This window comes from Amycolatopsis sp. CA-126428 (assembly GCF_002904335.1).
Classification (GTDB): Bacteria; Actinomycetota; Actinomycetes; order Mycobacteriales; family Pseudonocardiaceae; genus Amycolatopsis.
In genome coordinates this window covers 175697-191857 of the sequence record NZ_PPHF01000136.1, presented here as the reverse complement: position 1 = coordinate 191857, position 16161 = coordinate 175697, and the positions used below count along the sequence as shown (strand labels likewise).

General features: G+C 71.6%; 18 protein-coding genes. 9 read left to right on the top strand and 9 right to left on the bottom strand.

Going from position 1 to position 16161, the window contains the following annotated elements; all coding sequences use genetic code 11:
* Nucleotides 1-26: 26 nt before the first annotated feature.
* Entirely contained in the window at nt 27-869 is an 843-nt protein-coding gene (locus C2L58_RS33910) for an SAM-dependent methyltransferase (RefSeq protein ID WP_103341794.1), read from the top strand.
* Here C2L58_RS33910 and C2L58_RS33905 read toward each other — a convergent pair.
* Nucleotides 866-1804: a patatin-like phospholipase family protein gene (locus C2L58_RS33905; protein ID WP_233226081.1), complete on the bottom strand. Its 939-nt coding sequence runs from the start codon at nt 1802-1804 to the stop codon at nt 866-868. The two genes, C2L58_RS33910 and C2L58_RS33905, sit on opposite strands and share 4 nt — an antisense overlap.
* A gap of 103 nt (nt 1805-1907) precedes the next feature.
* Between C2L58_RS33905 and C2L58_RS33900 the strand changes: the two genes are divergently transcribed.
* The 3 genes from C2L58_RS33900 to C2L58_RS33890 are packed head-to-tail and all read left to right on the top strand — an operon-like array spanning nt 1908 to nt 5465.
* Nucleotides 1908-2453 carry a PadR family transcriptional regulator gene (locus tag C2L58_RS33900; RefSeq protein WP_103341728.1) on the top strand — a complete coding sequence of 182 codons (546 nt, stop codon included), beginning with the start codon at nt 1908-1910 and terminating at the stop codon, nt 2451-2453.
* Nucleotides 2450-4462: an NADPH-dependent 2,4-dienoyl-CoA reductase gene (locus C2L58_RS33895; RefSeq protein WP_103341727.1), complete on the top strand. Its 2013-nt coding sequence runs from the start codon at nt 2450-2452 to the stop codon at nt 4460-4462. Before C2L58_RS33900 ends, C2L58_RS33895 begins: the two co-directional genes overlap by 4 nt.
* 34 nt (nt 4463-4496) lie before the next feature.
* Nucleotides 4497-5465: a prephenate dehydrogenase gene (locus C2L58_RS33890; RefSeq protein ID WP_255410614.1), complete on the top strand. Its 969-nt coding sequence runs from the start codon at nt 4497-4499 to the stop codon at nt 5463-5465.
* 94 nt (nt 5466-5559) lie between these two features.
* Here C2L58_RS33890 and C2L58_RS33885 read toward each other — a convergent pair whose 3' ends face one another.
* Nucleotides 5560-5769, bottom strand: coding sequence for an antitoxin (locus tag C2L58_RS33885; RefSeq protein WP_103341725.1), 210 nt, complete (start codon nt 5767-5769; stop codon nt 5560-5562).
* Between the two features lie 24 nt (nt 5770-5793).
* The gene (locus tag C2L58_RS33880; protein ID WP_103341724.1) at nt 5794-7761 is read right to left on the bottom strand and encodes an FUSC family protein; all 1968 of its coding nucleotides are present in this window, start codon (nt 7759-7761) and stop codon (nt 5794-5796) included.
* Nucleotides 7762-7829: 68 nt separating this feature from the next.
* On the opposite strand from C2L58_RS33880, the gene C2L58_RS33875 reads away from it, so the two are divergent.
* Entirely contained in the window at nt 7830-8279 is a 450-nt protein-coding gene (locus C2L58_RS33875; RefSeq protein ID WP_103341723.1) for an SRPBCC family protein, read from the top strand.
* A gap of 114 nt (nt 8280-8393) precedes the next feature.
* A complete protein-coding gene (locus tag C2L58_RS33870; protein WP_103341722.1) occupies nt 8394-9143 on the top strand; it encodes a polysaccharide deacetylase family protein in 750 nt (249 codons plus the stop codon).
* On the opposite strand, the gene C2L58_RS33865 is transcribed toward C2L58_RS33870, so the two are convergent.
* The 4 genes from C2L58_RS33865 to C2L58_RS33850 all read right to left on the bottom strand — a co-directional run bounded on the left by C2L58_RS33865 (nt 9140) and on the right by C2L58_RS33850 (nt 11922).
* On the bottom strand, nt 9140-9619 hold the full coding sequence (locus C2L58_RS33865; RefSeq protein WP_103341721.1) for a hypothetical protein: 480 nt from the start codon (nt 9617-9619) through the stop codon (nt 9140-9142). The two genes, C2L58_RS33870 and C2L58_RS33865, sit on opposite strands and share 4 nt — an antisense overlap.
* Nucleotides 9616-10221 carry an RNA polymerase sigma factor gene (locus C2L58_RS33860; protein WP_103341720.1) on the bottom strand — a complete coding sequence of 202 codons (606 nt, stop codon included), beginning with the start codon at nt 10219-10221 and terminating at the stop codon, nt 9616-9618. Before C2L58_RS33860 ends, C2L58_RS33865 begins: the two co-directional genes overlap by 4 nt.
* Nucleotides 10222-10638: 417 nt before the next feature.
* Nucleotides 10639-11304, bottom strand: a complete 666-nt coding sequence (locus tag C2L58_RS33855) for an SGNH/GDSL hydrolase family protein (protein WP_103341719.1) — start codon at nt 11302-11304, stop codon at nt 10639-10641.
* A gap of 9 nt (nt 11305-11313) precedes the next feature.
* Nucleotides 11314-11922: an NAD(P)-dependent oxidoreductase gene (locus tag C2L58_RS33850; protein ID WP_103341718.1), complete on the bottom strand. Its 609-nt coding sequence runs from the start codon at nt 11920-11922 to the stop codon at nt 11314-11316.
* Between the two features lie 84 nt (nt 11923-12006).
* On the opposite strand from C2L58_RS33850, the gene C2L58_RS33845 reads away from it, so the two are divergent.
* Nucleotides 12007-12570, top strand: coding sequence for a TetR/AcrR family transcriptional regulator (locus C2L58_RS33845; protein WP_103341717.1), 564 nt, complete (start codon nt 12007-12009; stop codon nt 12568-12570).
* Here C2L58_RS33845 and C2L58_RS33840 read toward each other — a convergent pair.
* Entirely contained in the window at nt 12567-13055 is a 489-nt protein-coding gene (locus C2L58_RS33840) for a GbsR/MarR family transcriptional regulator (protein WP_103341716.1), read from the bottom strand. The genes C2L58_RS33845 and C2L58_RS33840 overlap by 4 nt on opposite strands.
* 93 nt (nt 13056-13148) lie before the next feature.
* Here C2L58_RS33840 and C2L58_RS33835 point away from each other — a divergent pair, with 93 nt between their 5' ends.
* Together C2L58_RS33835 and C2L58_RS33830 are read left to right on the top strand one after the other, a co-directional pair.
* Nucleotides 13149-14045, top strand: a complete 897-nt coding sequence (locus tag C2L58_RS33835) for an ABC transporter ATP-binding protein (protein ID WP_103341715.1) — start codon at nt 13149-13151, stop codon at nt 14043-14045.
* A complete protein-coding gene (locus tag C2L58_RS33830) occupies nt 14042-15676 on the top strand; it encodes an ABC transporter permease (protein WP_103341714.1) in 1635 nt (544 codons plus the stop codon). Before C2L58_RS33835 ends, C2L58_RS33830 begins: the two co-directional genes overlap by 4 nt.
* Here C2L58_RS33830 and C2L58_RS33825 read toward each other — a convergent pair.
* Entirely contained in the window at nt 15673-16140 is a 468-nt protein-coding gene (locus tag C2L58_RS33825) for a hypothetical protein (RefSeq protein WP_199191586.1), read from the bottom strand. The two genes, C2L58_RS33830 and C2L58_RS33825, sit on opposite strands and share 4 nt — an antisense overlap.
* Nucleotides 16141-16161 lie beyond the last annotated feature (21 nt).

Sequence of the window (16161 nt, the reverse complement as noted above, 5' to 3'; positions counted from 1 at the left end):
GCAGCATGGGCTGCGAAGGGGTGGTCATGATCAACCACGACGACGCGCTCAAGGCCGTCGCAAGCAGTCTCGACCGGCCGTCCGCCGCGCGGATCTACGACTACTTCATCGGCGGGAACACCCACTACGCGATCGATCGCGACTTCGCCGAGAAGGTCCGCGCCCGGCTGCCGCTCATGGGCGAGTACTGCCTGACGAGCCGGCAGTTCCTGGGCCGCGCGGTCCGGCAGTGCGTCGGCGAAGGCATCCGGCAGTTCGTCGACGTCGGCTCCGGCCTGCCGACCGCGGGCAACGTGCACGAGGTCGCCGACGAAACCCGCCCCGAGCTGGACACGCGGGTGCTCTACATCGACAACGAGCCCATCGCGCTGGCCCACTCGACGCTGCTGCTCGCCGACACCGCCGACCCGGAGCGCCACCACGCCATCGCCGCGGACTTCCTGCAGCCGGACGACCTCTGGGAGCGGGTGAAGGCGTCGGACCTCATCGACGTGCGCGAGCCGATCGCCCTGGTGATCAACGCGGTCATGCACTTCGTCAAGGACGAGCAGGACCCGGATCGGCTGCTCGAGTTCTACCGCGCCCGGCTCGCCCCCGGGTCGCTGCTGGTGCTGTCGCAGATGACCAACGAGAACCCGGTGAACGAAGACGAGCGGCAGGCGCTGCTCGACCTGCTCGAGTACTACGAGACCACGACCAACCCGGGTTTCCTGCGGACGATGGCCGAGTTCGAACGCTTCTTCGGCGGCTGGCCGATGCTGGAGCCGGGGCTCGTCTACGCCCCGGCGTGGCACCCCGACGAACACACGGTGTTCGCCGGTTCGCCGTCCGAGTCGCGGGTGATCGGCGGCGTCGCGCGCAAGCCTTAGGAGGCTTCGCGCAGTCCGTCCAGCACGTCGAGGACAGCGCTTTTGCCGAGGTCGACGGCCTTGCGCAGGACCTCGGGGTCGCGCTCCAGCACCGCCACGTCCGGTGCGCCGGCCGGCGGGCGGATGGTCAGGATGCGCGGGTCGGTGGTCACCGTTTCCTCGTCCTCGACGTCCCGCCGGTAGGTGTCCTGCCAGGCCGGGATCGCGCCGGGGGCCTGGCGCCGCAGGAACCGCGGCACGACGACGTCGTGCATCCGCGGCGGCGGCACCGGCAGCTCGTCGGCGCGGCGGGTGCGCAGCACGAGGACGTCGGTGGCGCCTTGGGCGAGCGCGGTGCGGTACGGGATGGGCTCGGCCACGCCGGCGTCGACGAACCGGCGGCCGGCCATCGGGATCGGCGGCCCGGCCAGCACCGGCATGCACGACGAAGCGGCGAGCGCGACCTTGACCGCGTCGACGTCGTCGAGGAAGGGGTGCAGGTCGGTCGACTCCCCCGTGTCGGCGTCGGTGGCCAGCGGGTGGAAGGTGACCGGGTTGGCCAGGATCGCCGGGAAGTCCATCGGCTCGAGCACCGAGTAGACCTGGTGGACCAGGTATTCGAGGTCGATCACCGCGCGGCCGCGCAGGGTGTGCAGCGGGTTGATGATCCGGCGCATCACCACCGGGTTCCACCACGTCCGGACGCCGGTGGAGGACCGGCCGCAGAGCAGCCAGGCGCCGTTCAGCGCGCCGGCCGACGAGCCGTAGACGGCGTCGAACGCCGGTGTCACGCCGAGTTCGTCCAGCGCCAGGACCATGCCGCTGGAGTACGTGCCGCGGCTGCTGCCACCCTCGATGGCGAGCGCGAGGCGCCGGCCGTCGGTGCGTTCGCCCGGGACACTGCCCGCCGCCAGCCGTTCGGAGATCAGTTCGAGTACCGGGTGCACCCCTCCCATCCTGGCCTTTCCGCTCGTCAAGTCGACCCGTTTTATCCCCCTACCGGGGTGAAGTGATGCGCGACTCGTTGCACTGCAACTAGTTGCACAGGACGATCCAGCGATGGCACTGGAGCACGCGATCCTCGTTTCGCTGTCCGAGCGCGCCGGTTCGGGCTACGAGCTCACACGCCGCTTCGAGAAGTCGATCGGGCTCTTCTGGAGCGCCACCCACCAGCAGATCTACCGCGTGCTGAAGCGGATGGAAGAGGCCGGCTGGGCGGCCGTCGACGTCGTCGCGCAGTCGGGACGCCCGGACAAGAAGGTCTACACGGTCAGCGACAGCGGACGCGCCGAACTCGTCCGCTGGCTGGCCGAGCCGGATCCGTCCGCCGGGCCGGTCGAGCTGGCCGTGAAGATCCGCGGCGCGACCTTCGGCGATCCGGCGAAGGTCGCCGAGGAGATCGGCCGGCACCGCGCGAAGCACGCCGAACGCCTCGACGTCTACCGCCAGATCGAGAAGCGCGACTTCCCCGCGCCGGCGGCCCTGACCGACCGGCACCTGCACCAGTACCTGGTCCTGCGCGGCGGCATCCGCGTCGAAGAGGGCCAGGTCGAGTGGTTCGACGAAGTCCTGACCGCCCTCCACCACCCCGAGGACGCCCGATGAGCCCCTACCCGCACCTGCTGTCGCCGCTCGACCTCGGCTTCACGACGCTGCGCAACCGCGTCCTGATGGGCTCGATGCACACCGGCCTCGAGGACAAGGCTGCGCACTTCCCCGCACTGGCCGAGTACTACGCCGAACGCGCCCGCGGCGGCGTCGGGCTCATCGTCACCGGCGGGTTCGCGCCGAACCGCACCGGCTGGCTGCTGCCGCTCGCCTCCAAGCTGACGAACTCCGCCGAGGCCAAGCAGCACCGGCAGCTCACCGCGCCCGTCCACGAAGCGGGCGGCAAGATCGCGCTGCAGGTCCTGCACGCGGGCCGGTACGCCTACCACCCGCTCAGCGTGTCCGCGTCGAGCATCAAGGCGCCGATCAACCCGTTCCGGCCGCGCGCGCTCACCGGTCACGGCGTGCGTCAGCAGATCCGCGCCTTCGCCGACTGCGCCGCTCTCGCGCGCGAAGCGGGCTACGACGGCGTCGAGATCATGGGCTCCGAGGGCTACCTGATCAACCAGTTCCTGGCCGAGCGCACCAACAAGCGCACCGACGCCTGGGGCGGCACGGCGGAGAAGCGCCGCCGGTTCGCCGTCGAGATCGTCAAGCGCACCAGGGAAAAGGCCGGCGACGACTTCATCATCGTCTACCGGCTTTCGATGCTCGACCTCGTTCCGGGCGGCCAGCGCTGGGAAGACGTCGTCGCGCTGGCCCAAGAGGTCGAGGCCGCCGGCGCCACGATCATCAACACCGGCATCGGCTGGCACGAGGCCCGCGTGCCGACGATCGTCACGTCGGTGCCGCGCGCCGCCTTCACCTGGGTGACGGGGAAGCTCAGGCCGCACGTGACCATCCCGGTCGTCACCTCGAACCGGATCAACATGCCGCAGGTCGCCGAGGAAGCCTTGAGCAGCGGCGACGCCGATCTCGTGTCGCTGGCCCGGCCGTTCCTCGCCGATCCCGAATGGATCCGGAAGGCCGAGACCGGCCGCGAGGACGAGATCGACACCTGCATCGCCTGCAACCAAGCCTGTCTGGACCACGCCTTCAAGCGCAAGCTGGTGTCCTGCATGGTGAATCCGCGGGCCGGCCACGAAACGACGTTGACGCTCGCGCCGGCGCGGCGGTCGAAGCACGTCGCCGTCGTCGGGGCCGGCCCGGCCGGGCTGGCGGCGGCGACCGCGCTGGCCGAACGCGGGCACAGCGTCGAACTGTTCGAGGCCGACGACGAAGTCGGCGGCCAGTTCGGCATCGCGCGGAAGATCCCCGGCAAGGAGGAGTTCGCCGAGACCATCCGCTACTACCGGCGGCGGCTCGAAGTGACCGGGGTGAAGCTGCACCTCGGAAAGCGCGTGGCCGCGGCCGAACTCACCGGCTTCGACGAAGTCGTGCTGGCCACCGGGGTCGCGCCACGCGTGCTGTCGCTGCCCGGGATCGACCACCCGAAGGTGCTGTCCTACGTCGACGTCGTCAAGCACGGCAAGCCGGTCGGCGAGCGGGTCGCGGTGATCGGGGCCGGCGGCATCGGCGTCGACGTCAGCGAGTTCCTCACGCACACGAGTTCGCCGGCGCTGAACCTCGACGCGTGGCTGGCGGAATGGGGTGTCACCGATCCGGAACAGGCGGCGGGCGGGCTCGGCACACCGCGGCCCGAGCCGTCACCACGGCAGGTGTTCCTGTTGCAACGCAAGAAGTCCGGGATCGGGGCCGGGCTCGGCAAGACGTCCGGCTGGGTGCACCGGGCCGCGCTCAAGGCCAAGCGCGTCGAGCAGCTCACCGGCGTCACCTACGAGCGGATCGACGACGACGGCCTGCACATCACCGTCGACGGCGTGCCCCGGCTCCTGGAAGTCGACACGGTCGTCGTCTGCGCCGGTCAGGAGCCGGTGCGGGATCTCGCGGACGACCTGCGCGCCGCCGGGCTGCCGGTGCACCTGATCGGCGGGGCCGACGTCGCCGCGGAACTCGACGCCAAGCGCGCGATCGACCAGGGGACGAGGCTCGCCGCCGCGCTATAGCCCCAGATGCGTCCGGCACTGGCAGGATGGGCCCGTGCGAGACGTATGCGTGATCGGGCTCGGGCTGATCGGCGGGTCGCTGCTGCGCGCGGCGGCCGCCAACGGCCGCACAGCGTGGGGTGCCGCGGTATCCGAAGTGGACGCCGACGCGGCGAGCAGAGCGGGCTACGACGTCACGACCGACGTCGAGGCGGCCCTGCACCGGGCCGCGGCCGAGGACGCGATGGTCGTGCTCGCCGTGCCGCTCCCGGCCGTCGAAGACCTGCTGCGCCTGGTCAACCAACACGCGTCGCACTGCCTGCTTACCGACGTGACCAGCGTGAAAGCCCCGGTGCTGGACGCGGTCCGCCGTCGCGTGCCGTACACGCGGTACGTCGGCGGGCACCCGATGGCGGGGACGTCGAACTCCGGCTGGCCGGCCGGGGACGCCGCGCTGTTCCAGGGCGCCCCGTGGGTGGTCGCCGTCGAGGAGGACACCGACCTCGAAGCCTGGGCCGAGGTGGCGAAGCTCGTGCTGGACATCGGGGCGCACGTCGTCCCGCTGCCCGCGGAGTCGCACGACGAAGCCGTCGCCCGGATTTCGCACCTGCCGCACCTGCTGGCGGCGATCCTGGCCACGATCGGCGCCGAGGGCGGCCCGCTGGCGATGTCGCTGGCCGCCGGGTCCTACCGCGACGGCACGCGCGTCGCCGGCTCGAACCCGCAGCTCGTCCGCGCGATGACCGAAGGCAACCGGGACGCGCTGCTGCCGATCGTCGACGAAGCGCTCGGCCGGCTCGGCGCGGCCCGCGGCTCGCTCGCGTCGACCGGCGGCCTCGCGGCCACGATCAACGCGGGATACGAAGGCGCGCAAGCGCTTGCGGCCAACCTCGACGTCGAACGGGCCGGGGTCCGGATCAGCCTGGCCGCGCCGGACGCGCGGCAAGGCCTGATCGCGCTGGGCGAACGCGGCGGCCGGATCACCGGCCTCGCGGACGGGATCGCGACCGGCGAAGTCCAGTGAGGCTAATTCAGCCGTCGGCCGCCGCATGACTTTTGCGATGCCCCGCCGGTATGCGGGCGGGGCGCGGCGGCCTAACCAGAATTAGCCTCAGTGACTACCGCGCCGGCGGGTTGTCCGGCGTGTCGTCGAACTTGTTGAGGAAGTCCTTCGCCTTCTCGACACCGGTGTCGATCTGGCCGTCGTGGCCGGCGAACTTCGACTTCGCGAAGTCGGCGGCCTTGTCGAGGCCCTCCTCGATCTTGTCATTGTGCTCGCGCAGGGCCTCTTCGGCCTTGCCCTTCAACGCTTCGAAGTCGATTCCCATGGGTGCATTGAACCGCACAAGTGCTCAGGTGCGCCGTTGGTAGGGCAGGAACCGCCGGACGAGCCCCAGGGGTGGGCGTTCGGCCAGGTCGGGGCCGCGGACGGCGTCGAACGCCGACTCCAGCTGGTCGACCACGCCGGACAGCTGCGGGGCGTCCGGCAGCGGCATCGACCGCGGCGGCCGCTGCTCCCGGACCGCCGAAGCGAGTTCCCCCAGTGCGGCCGTCAGCAGCTCGATGTCGGCCGGGTCCGGCGGTGACACGCCCCGCCCGATCGTCACGCCGACTTCGGTGACGGCGTCCGCGACGCGCTCCTGCGCGGCGATCACCGGCCACCACGCCACCGCCTGGCGGCCGTGCGCGGACGGCTCGACGACGGCTTGCTGGAAGGCCGTCCGCAGGTCGGCCAGGGCCCGGTAGGCTCCGCGCCGCGCCCGCGACCGCGCCAGCCGCGCCTCCCCCGACGACGCTTCGACCAGCGCGTGGGAGACGTACTTCGCGACCGCGTCCAGGCCGTCGGCCAGCCGGCCGCCGACCCGCGGGCGCCGGCTGCCGGGCCACAGCAGGTAGCCGAAGACGAGCACGATCACGCAGCCGAGCACGGTGTCGACCAGCCGCGCCAGCACCACGCTCCAGTTCCCGGTGTGGGCCAGGCCCAGCTGCAGGATGATCAACGGCGTCACGAAGGCGCTCTGGATGCCGTAGTTGCGCACCTTCCCCACCGCGATGCCGCCGGCGAAGACCGCGCTGAGCACCACCAGGACCCAGCCGTTCGCGCCGAGGCCGAGCACGGCGGCACCGATCCCGACGCCGATGACCGTGCCGATGCCACGCAGCAACGCGCGGCCGAAGACGGAGCCGAAGTCGGGCTTGAGCACGATGCCGACGGTCAGGGTGATCCAGTACGAGCGTTCCAGCGGCACGAGCAGGCCGACGACCTCCGCGATCGCGACGCACAGCGTCAGCCGCAGCGCGGCGATCCAGGTCAGCGGGCCGGACGCGAGCGAGCCCGCCCATTCCCGCAGGCGGCGGTGCCACGGTGTCGGCTGCCGGCGCTTGCGGTCGTCGCCCTTGCCGATCCGGACCAGCCCGGCGTAGAGCGCGGCGAGCACCGGGTCGGGGTCGCCGGGCGGCACCGGCGGCGGGGGCGGCAGCGGCTGGCCGGCCAGCACCGCCGCGGAAAGCGCGACGAAGTGGTCGACGACCTCCGCGGCCGGGCGGCGACCCGCGTTGACCATCGCCACCGACGCTTCGACGGCGGGTGTCGTCGCCGAAAGCAGGTTGAGCAGGTGGCGGTAAGCGGCGTCGCGGCCGGACAGCCAGGAGCGCGCGGTGAGCAGCTGGTCGTAGGCGGTGTTCATCGCCGTGGTCAGCCGGTGGCGGGCGACCCGCGAGACGGCTTCGTCGGTCGCCGACAGCATCGCGGCCAGCTCGACGTAGACGTGCGCGACGGCGGTGCGTTCGGGGCTGGTCGCCCGGACCGTCCAGGTGACGAGCGCGACCAGGAGGCTCCAGGCGGCGCCGAGGCAGAAGCAGCCGAAGAGGACCTCGACGCGGACGCCGGTCGCGTGCTGCCCGGTGGCGATCACGCAGAACACGAGCATCTGCAGCCCGGCGACCGAGGCGTTGCTCCCGGCCGCGCTGATCACCGCGGACACTGCGGCGACCAGGATCACCGTGGGCACGGACAGCGCCGGGGTGCCGCCGGTGAGCAGCCCGGCGAGGTAGCCCGCGGTCGCGGCGAGCGTCGCGCCGCCGAGCCGCCGGGCGCGGTAGCGGTAGGGCCCGGCCGATTCGGACAGCACGGCGGGCAGGGCCCCGGTCGAGATGAGCGCGCCGACGGCGATGTCGCCCGCCGCGTACGCGATCGCGAGCGGCACGGCCAGCGCGACCACGGCCCGGGTGACCATGTTCCACGGCACCGGCACCGGCGTGCTGCGCAGGAGCTGGACGAGCCAGTGCGGCGCGGCGAGGTCGGGGCGCGGCGTGCTCACCCCCTCATCTTGACCTACGCTCCCGGAGACGATTAATTATCAGTCTGTCAACAACGTGGGAGGTTCCGGTGGGTCGCAAGTACTCGTACGAGGTCAACCGCACGAGCACCGCGCCGCCGGAGGCGCTGTTCGCGCTCGAAGCGGACGGGCCGCGCTGGGCGGAGTGGGGAAGGCCACTGATCGTCCAGGCCCGCTGGGCGCGGCGCGGCGCCACCGAACCCGACGGCGTCGGCGCCGTCCGCGAGGTCGGGCTGTGGCCGGTGCTGATCCGCGAGGAGACCCTCGAATACGAGCCCGGCCGCAAGCACGTTTACACCTTCGCCGGCGGCAACCCGATCAAGGACTACCGCGCCGAAGTGCTGTTCACGCCGACCGACGGCGGCGGCACGCACCTGCGGTGGACCGGCTCGTTCACCGAGCCGGTCAAGGGCACCGGGCCCGCGCTGGCGGCCACGCTCCGGATGGTGATCCGGCTGTTCTCGGCCAAGCTGGTCAAGGCGGCCGAAACCGGGCGCTGAGCTGGGTGGCTCGGGCCACACAAGATCGCCCGGCGCAACGTTTCCCCGCCCTCCCGCGTCACTCTTTCGGGTAGTACACGAAAGGGGGAAGGCGTGCGGAAGCGCTTGACAGCCGTGGTCGCCGCGGCGGCACTGGCCTTGACCGGGTGTTCGGGCCACGAGCCGGATCAGCCGGAGTCCGGCACGAGCCAGCCGAACCCGGCACCCCAGGGCGTCGGCCCCGATGTGAAGACGTCCGGCCCCTACCCGTTCGGCACGGTCCAGCAGAAGGCGCCCCCGGTCGAAAACGGCCAGGTGCCGCTGATCCGCCGGATCACCACCGACAAGCCGTACGTCTTCCTCACCATGGACGACGGCGCGGTGCAGGACCCCGACGCGCTGAAGCTGATGCAGCGGAACGGGACCCACCCGGTGCTGTTCCTGAACCAGAAGTACGTGAAGGGCCACGAGGCCTACTTCAAGCAGATCCTCGACGCCACCGGCGCCACGCTCGGCGACCACACGGTCGACCACCCGAACCTCAAGGGCAAGCCGTACGAGTTCCAGCGCAAGGAGATCTGCGACGACGCCGACGACTTCCAGCGCGACCTCGGCGTGCGCCCGTCGCTGTTCCGGCCGCCGTTCGGCAACTTCGACCAGAACACCCTGCGCGCGGCGGCCGCCTGTGGGATGCGCGCCTCGGTGCTGTGGACGGCCGCGGTCAACGACGGCGTCGTCCAGTTCCAGTCCGGCGACAAGCTCAAGCCGGGTGACATCGTGCTGATGCACTTCCGGAAGACCTTCAAAGAGGACTACACGGCGTTCGTGGAGCGGGCCAAGAAGGACGGGCTCACACCCGTCCCCCTCGCCGACTTCCTGGGTTAAAGCACGACCGTCGGCGTCACGACGGTCCGGCGGCACGACACGTCACCGAGGTGCACGAGGATCTGCGTCGTCCCGCACGGCACGTTGTCCAGCACGAACCGGCCGCCTTCGTCGGCCGTCGTGGACGACGTGCCGTGCTCGGCGACCCGGACCTCGACGCCGTACTGGCCGGCCGGGACCAGCCAGCCGTCGATGCGGTGCAGCTTGCCCATCTTGGTCAGGTTGATCATCACCGTCAGGTCGCTGACCGTGAACGTGATCGTGCCGGTGCCGCCACCGCGGACCCCGGCGAGGTTGTCCAGCCGCTCCCAGCGGGCGACCTCGACGTCGAGGTCCTCGAGGGCGAGCGCGAATTGGACCCGCTGCACCAGGTCCCCCGGTGGCGGGTCCAGTTCGTCGAGAAAACGGCCGATGTCGGCCAGCAGTACGTCGTCACCGAAGGAGGCTTGGCCCCCCGGCGCCCCGAGGTCGTTCATCGGCTTCCCCCTTCACTGGCGAGGAGATCGCGCATCTGGTCGAGGCAGCGACCCCGGGTCGGGCCGACACTGCCGCGCGGCATGCGCAGCGCCTCGGCGACGAGCTGGTACTCCGCCCGACCCGCGAGCACGGTCAGCCGGAGCAGTTCCTGACAGCGGTGGGGCAGCCGGACGAAGGCGCGCCAGACCCGGCGGTCGCGGTCGGCGCGGACGGCTTCGTCCTCGGGTGCCGGTTGGGTGCTCGGCATGGCCTCGGCCACCTCGTCGCTCAGCGGCACCGGCTGCATGCGACGGCCGAACGGGTGGGTGGCCTCGCGGCGGGCGGTGGTGATCAGCCAGGCGGCGAGGGCCTTGGGGTCGCGGAGCTTGCCGAGCTGGCTGAACAGCGCCAGCCAGACGGTCTGGACGACGTCTTCGGCGACCGCGCGGTCGAGCCCGTTGGCCCGGGCGACGTGCCAGACGAGTGGGGTCAGCTCTTCGACGAGGCGGGCCATCGCCCGGCGGTCACCGTCCCTGGCGGCCTGCATGCACGCGGCGTGCAGCTCGGCGCCGGTCAGGCCCTCCCAAGGCGGGTCTACCTCTGTGGTTTGCACGTCGGTCACCGTATCTGCCCCTCTTCGGAAGAGTCTTCGAGTCGGCATTGGCAGTATCGCGGGTCCTTCGGGGGGAAGGAGCGTGCAGGTGGATCTCGGATGCATCAAGGTCACTTACTTCGTCGGTCGTGCACTACCGGTCAATGACGGTTGCGGGAGGTACCGGCCGGCACGCGTGGCACGCACCGACCGGCACTCCCCTCCCTCAAGGGCCCGCTCCCCAACGGGCCCCGCCGGATGTCCCCTCCCCCGAAGGGCACCCGGCCGACGGTGTCCGGCAGCCCCCTCGGCTCCCGGCCACCGCGTTCACTCCGAACGCGACACCCCCTGTCGTGTTCCTCCGTGCTTGGCTGCTCCACAGGACGCAGTGGGGGCACCGCCAGATACCGGAACCGGCGAATTTTTTTGAGAATCGACGCAGAGCGGCTAACTGATCACGGCGTGTGCCAGCGTCCCGGCCCAGCGGGCGTAGCCGGCGGGCCCCGGGTGGAACCGGTCGCTCGCGAAGGCGGCCGGGTCGAGCAGGGCGGGATCCATCGGGAGGTGCCGGACGCCGGGGATCCTCTCGAGTGTCGCGGCCGCGTGGTCGAGAGCGGCTGAGCGGGCCGAAAGGACGTCACGCAGCGGGCGCGGCAGGGCCGGGAAGCGGGCCATCGGCGGCACCCCGGCCAGCAGGACGTCGACCGGGCCGAGCCGCCGGCGCAGGTCGAGGACCAGGCGCAGGAGGTCACGGCGGTAGCCCGCGGCGGTCCGGAGCTCGATGGTGTCGTTGACGCCGAGGGCGATCACGACCAGATCTGCCGGGCGGACCAGCGGGAGGAGTTCGGCGCGGACCACCCGGGCGTTGGCGCCGGTCCGGCCGACGGCCTGCCAGCGCACCGCCCGGCCGTCGCGGGCCAGCTCGCGGGCGAGGCAGCCGGTGAGCGCTTCCTCGTGGTGAGCCGCGCCGACCCCGTCCACCGTGGATTCCCCGAGCACGGCCAGCCGGAAGGGCTCGCCGTGGCCCGGGACGAGTCCTTCGGTCGGACCGGCCGCGCCCGGCAGCCGCGGGGTCTTGCGCTTGACGTACAGAGCCTGAGCGAGGAGCACCATGGCTCGACGTTATCCGTGGGCGATGGAAACCTTCTGCCTGATCAGGGTGGGGTCCGCCACGGCGTCGAGCAGGTACGCGGCGACGTCGGCGCGCCGGATGGTGAACGTGCGGACGTTGCCGTCGAGCCGGCTCGCGACGTTGCCCGTGCGCGGCCCGTTCAGCAGCATCGGCGGCCGGACGATCGTCCAGTCCAGATCGGTCGCTTCGACCACGGCTTCCATCGCGAGCATGTCCGCCCAGCCGTGTTTCAACAGCCGGTTGAGCAGCGGCTTCACCAGCGAGCGAGTGAAGAAGCCGTCTCCCTCGGTGTGCATGCCGCTGGCGCTGACGACCAGCAGGCGCTTCGCCCCGGCCCCGATCGCCGCGCGGGCGCCGTCCACGCAGACCGTGGTCGGCCCGCGGTCGCGGGAACCGACCGCCGAAATCACCGCGTCCCGGCCTTCGACGGCGGCCGCCAGCTTGTCGTGGTCCGGGAACCCGGCGACCACGACCCGGGCGGGCAGCTGCAGCTTGGCCGGGTCGCGGACCACGGCCGTGACGTCCCAGCCGCGGTCCAGGGCCTGCTTGACGACCTCCCCGCCGACGCCGCCGGTCGCCCCCAGAACGGTGATCTTCATGCTGCCTCCTCCTCGGTTAGTGAACACTCACCAGGTAGGGTGAGTGTTCACTAACCGCGCTGAGAACGCACTCAGGGAGCAGCCATGGGAAGCCGCGAAGAGATCGTCGCCGCGGCCGCGAAGGTGATGCGCGAGCAGGGCTACGCCCACGCCACGACCAAGGTCATCGCGCAGACCGCGGGTTACTCGGAAGCGATGCTCTACAAGCACTTCCGCGACAAGACCGACCTGTTCCGCAGCGTGCTGGCCGAAGAACTGCCCGCACTGGGCGCCACCTTGGCCGGACTGACCGCGGACCCCGGCCAGGCGCCGCTGCGGGACAACCTCGTCCGCCTGGCCCGGCTCGGCCTGGCGTTCTACGTCGACAGCTTCCCGATCGCCGTCTCGATGTTCTCGTCACGGGAACTGCTGCGCTCCCATCGGGAGCGGCTGCGCGGGCACGGTCCGCACCTGCCCGTACGGGGTGTCGCCGACTACCTGCGCGCCGAGCAGGCCCTGGGCCGGATCAAGGCGGGGACCGACGTCGAGGCGGCCGCGGCCCTGCTCCTCGGCGCGTGCTTCCAGCAGGCTTTCCTGGCCACCTTCGAAGAGACCGAGCCGGCCGACCAGGCTGAGCAGCTCGCGGACGTCCTGCTCGCCGGCCTCTAGGCGTTCTTCTCTTCGCGGAGCTGGTGCCAGCGCTCGTACATGTTGTTGAGCTCTCCCAGCATGAAGGACAGGAAGTCCCGCATCTCGGCGAGCCGCTTGCCGGCCGGCGAGTCCTCGCCGAGGGCTTCGATGCCGTTCTCGGCCGCGTCACGCCACATGATGATCATGCGGTCGCGCTTCATGAACGTGGCGTACCAGAGGTCGTCGTAGAGGCGGTAGTGGTCGCGGCGCTCGCCGGGCTCGCGCTCCTTGGTGACCAAGCCGAGCTGCTCGAGGTAGCGCACCGCACCGGAGACGGCGGCCGGGCTGACCGACAGCTGCGCGGCCAGGTCAGCCGCGGTCAGGCGGCCCTCGTCGGTCGTCATCAGCGCGGCGAACACCCGCGCGGACATGCGCGGCATCCCGATCTGCGAAAGCACGAGCCCGAGGCTCTCGACGTACCGGCGGACGGCGTCTTCATCTCGCTTCGTGTCAGGCGTCGTCATCGGCCCATCCTCCCGCACCCGTCCCCCGTGATCACTCGATCTAGACATTTTCTTAACTTCACAACTTCGTGAAGCAAGTGTAGCTTCCGAACCATGGAAAACGCCATTTCGGTCACCGGCCTGCACAAGTCGTTCGGCCGGACCAAGGCCCTCGACGGCCTTGACCTGCAGGTACCCGCTGGGGAGGTGCACGGCTTCCTCGGCCCGAACGGCGCCGGGAAGTCGACCACCGTCCGGGTCCTGCTCGGCCTGCTCCACGCCGACGCGGGGGACGTCCGGCTGCTCGGCGGCGACCCCTGGAAGGACGCCGCGAGCCTGCACCGCCGCCTGGCCTACGTGCCCGGCGACGTCAACCTCTGGCCCAACCTCTCCGGCGGCGAGGTGATCGACCTGCTCGGACGCCTGCGCGGCGGCCTGGACGAGAAGCGCCGGGCCGAGCTCATCGAGCGCTTCGACCTCGACCCGAAGAAGAAGGGGCGGACGTACTCGAAGGGCAACCGGCAGAAGGTCGCCATCGTCGCCGCCCTCGCCTCCCGCGTGGACCTGCTGATCCTCGACGAACCGACGTCCGGCCTCGACCCGCTGATGGAAGCGACGTTCCAGTACGCCATCCAGGAGGAGCGCGAGCAGGGCCGGACCGTGCTGCTCTCCAGCCACATCCTCGCCGAGGTCGAGGCGCTGTGCGACAAGGTCAGCATCATCCGCAATGGCCGCACGGTCGAGTCCGGCACGCTGGCCGAGCTGCGGCACCTGACCCGGACGTCGATCACCGCCGAGCTCGCGGGGCCGCCGAACGGACTCACGCGGCTGGCCAACATCCACGACCTCAAGGTCGACGGCAACCGCGTCCGCTTCGACGTCGAGACGCGCTCCCTCGACGAAGCGCTGCGGCAGCTCACCGAGGTCGGCGTGCGCAGCCTGGTCAGCCAGCCGCCCACGCTGGAGGAGCTGTTCCTGCGCCACTACACGACCGAAGCGAGCGCGAAATGACCGCGACGCTCTCCCGCACCGAAGCCGGGGCGCCCACCCACGAAATGGCCGGCACCGGCCACCTCACCCGGCTCGCGCTGCGCCGCGACCGCGTCATCCTGCCGATCTGGATCGTGCTGCTCAGCATCGTCCCGGCGAGCACGGTCAAGACGTTCACGCAGTTCTACCCGACCGCCGCCGACCGGCTCTCCCTGCAGGCGGGCGCGAACGCCAACCCGTCCTACGCGCTGCTCTACGGCCCGCCGTTCGACCTCACCACGGCCGGCGGGTTCATCGCCTGGCGCATGTGCGGTTTCCTGGCGCTGCTCACCGGGTTGATGGTGGTCTTCACGGTCACCCGGCACACCCGCGCCGAGGAGGACACGGGCCGCGCGGAGCTGCTCGCGTCCGCGGTGGTCGGCCGGTACGCGGCGCTGACAGCGGCGCTGCTGGTGGCCGGCGGTGCGAGCGTGCTGACCGGGCTGATCCAGGCGGGCACGATGATCGGCGCCGGCCTGCCCGCCGCCGGTTCGCTGGCCTTCGGCGCTTCGGAAGCGCTGGTGGGACTGGTGTTCACCGCGGTCGCGGCGGTCGCCGTCCAGCTGGCCGAGTACTCCCGGACCGCCAACGGCATCGGGACCGCCGTGGTCGGCGCCGCGTTCCTGCTGCGCGGCGCCGGAGACTCCACTGTGGACGCTCGCTGGCTGTCCTGGCTGTCGCCGATCGGCTGGGTGCAGCAGGTCCGGGCGTTCGCCGGGGAGCGCTGGTGGGTGCTCCTGCTGCCGGTGGTGTTCGCGCTCGTCGTCGGCGGGATCGGGTACTGGCTGCTGCCCCGCCGCGACGTCGGCGTCGGGTTCCTCCCGCCGCGTCCGGGGCCGGCTCGCGCCGCGGCGAGCCTGCGGTCGCCGTTCGCGCTCGCCTGGCGGCTGCACCGGGGCCCGCTGCTCGGCTGGACGATCGGCACGGCCGTGGTCGGCGCGGTGTTCGGCTCGATCGCCAGCGGCATCGGCGGCCTGGTCGGCTCGAGCCCGCAGGCGCAGCAGATCATGGCGCGGCTGGGCGGCAGCCACGCGCTGACGCAGGCGTTCCTGGCCGCGATGGCCGGGATGTTCGCCATGGTCGCGTCGCTGTACGGCGTCCAGGCGGTGCTGCGGATGCGCGGCGAGGAGACCGCGATCCGGCTCGAGCCAGTGCTGGCCACCAGCGTCGGCCGGTTGCGCTGGGCGGGCAGCCACCTGGTGTTCGCCTTCTTCGGCACGGCGGCGCTGCTGCTGTCCGGCGGGGTGTTCATGGGCCTGGCCAACGGGCTGCGCACCGGCGACGTCGGCGGCTCGCTCGCGGACACCCTCACCGGGATGCTGGTCCAGCTGCCCGCAGCCTGGGTGGTGGTCGCGCTCGCAGTGGCGATCTTCGGGCTGCTGCCGGGCTTTTCGGCCGCGGCCTGGGCCGTCGGTGCGCTGGCGCTGCTGCTGAGCCTGTTCGGCCCGGTCCTCGACCTGCCGCAGGCGGTGCTGGACGTCTCGCCGTTCCAGCACCCGCCGAAGATCCCCGGCCAGGCGTTCACCGCGACACCGCTCGCCTGGCTGTTGGCGGTGACCGTCGTCGCCTTGGTCGCCGGTCTGGCCGGCTGGAAGCGCCGGGACGTCGGCTAACGCACCCGCAGCTCGTGGTCGGCACCGGCCACGAGCTGCGCCTGCGGCCCGGCCTTCCCGCAGGCCGGGCCGTTCGGCTCGGCGAAGGACGGCGTCACCTCGATGGTGTGCGGTTTCCCGTCGTCGAACCGGACGGTGACCCGCACCGGCTCGGCGGGCAGGCCGGGAATGATCGCGAAGCCGTGGAGGCCGCCGGTCGGGATCATCGACGTGCCGCACGAGCCGTCCGGGCCGGTGCCCGTGCAGGTCGTCGCCCCGGCCGACGTCTCGGGGTGGAGGCCGACCTCGGACGTGACGCACTGACCGCGCCAGCAGGCTTCGAGCGTCGCCCGCGAAATGCCGTTCGGCGACGGGATCGACAGGCTGATGCCGACGGGGACACCGATCTCCGTGCAGGCGACCTCCGGCCCGGTACAACCGGCCGCCGCGGCGGCGAGCATCGCGAACCCCAGTACGTAACGCATGCCGACCAGACGGCACCGGCG

Excerpts from the sequence above, each read along its gene's own strand:
- C2L58_RS33910 (WP_103341794.1), top strand. The coding sequence starts at position 27 with ATGATCAACCACGACGACGCGCTCAAGGCCGTCGCAAGCAGTCTCGAC.
- C2L58_RS33905 (WP_233226081.1), bottom strand. The coding sequence starts at position 1,804 with ATGGGAGGGGTGCACCCGGTACTCGAACTGATCTCCGAACGGCTGGCG.
- C2L58_RS33900 (WP_103341728.1), top strand. The coding sequence starts at position 1,908 with ATGGCACTGGAGCACGCGATCCTCGTTTCGCTGTCCGAGCGCGCCGGT.
- C2L58_RS33895 (WP_103341727.1), top strand. The coding sequence starts at position 2,450 with ATGAGCCCCTACCCGCACCTGCTGTCGCCGCTCGACCTCGGCTTCACG.
- C2L58_RS33885 (WP_103341725.1), bottom strand. The coding sequence starts at position 5,769 with ATGGGAATCGACTTCGAAGCGTTGAAGGGCAAGGCCGAAGAGGCCCTG.
- C2L58_RS33865 (WP_103341721.1), bottom strand. The coding sequence starts at position 9,619 with ATGAACGACCTCGGGGCGCCGGGGGGCCAAGCCTCCTTCGGTGACGAC.
- C2L58_RS33855 (WP_103341719.1), bottom strand. The coding sequence starts at position 11,304 with ATGGTGCTCCTCGCTCAGGCTCTGTACGTCAAGCGCAAGACCCCGCGG.
- C2L58_RS33850 (WP_103341718.1), bottom strand. The coding sequence starts at position 11,922 with ATGAAGATCACCGTTCTGGGGGCGACCGGCGGCGTCGGCGGGGAGGTC.
- C2L58_RS33845 (WP_103341717.1), top strand. The coding sequence starts at position 12,007 with ATGGGAAGCCGCGAAGAGATCGTCGCCGCGGCCGCGAAGGTGATGCGC.
- C2L58_RS33840 (WP_103341716.1), bottom strand. The coding sequence starts at position 13,055 with ATGACGACGCCTGACACGAAGCGAGATGAAGACGCCGTCCGCCGGTAC.
- C2L58_RS33835 (WP_103341715.1), top strand. The coding sequence starts at position 13,149 with ATGGAAAACGCCATTTCGGTCACCGGCCTGCACAAGTCGTTCGGCCGG.
- C2L58_RS33830 (WP_103341714.1), top strand. The coding sequence starts at position 14,042 with ATGACCGCGACGCTCTCCCGCACCGAAGCCGGGGCGCCCACCCACGAA.
- C2L58_RS33825 (WP_199191586.1), bottom strand. The coding sequence starts at position 16,140 with ATGCGTTACGTACTGGGGTTCGCGATGCTCGCCGCCGCGGCGGCCGGT.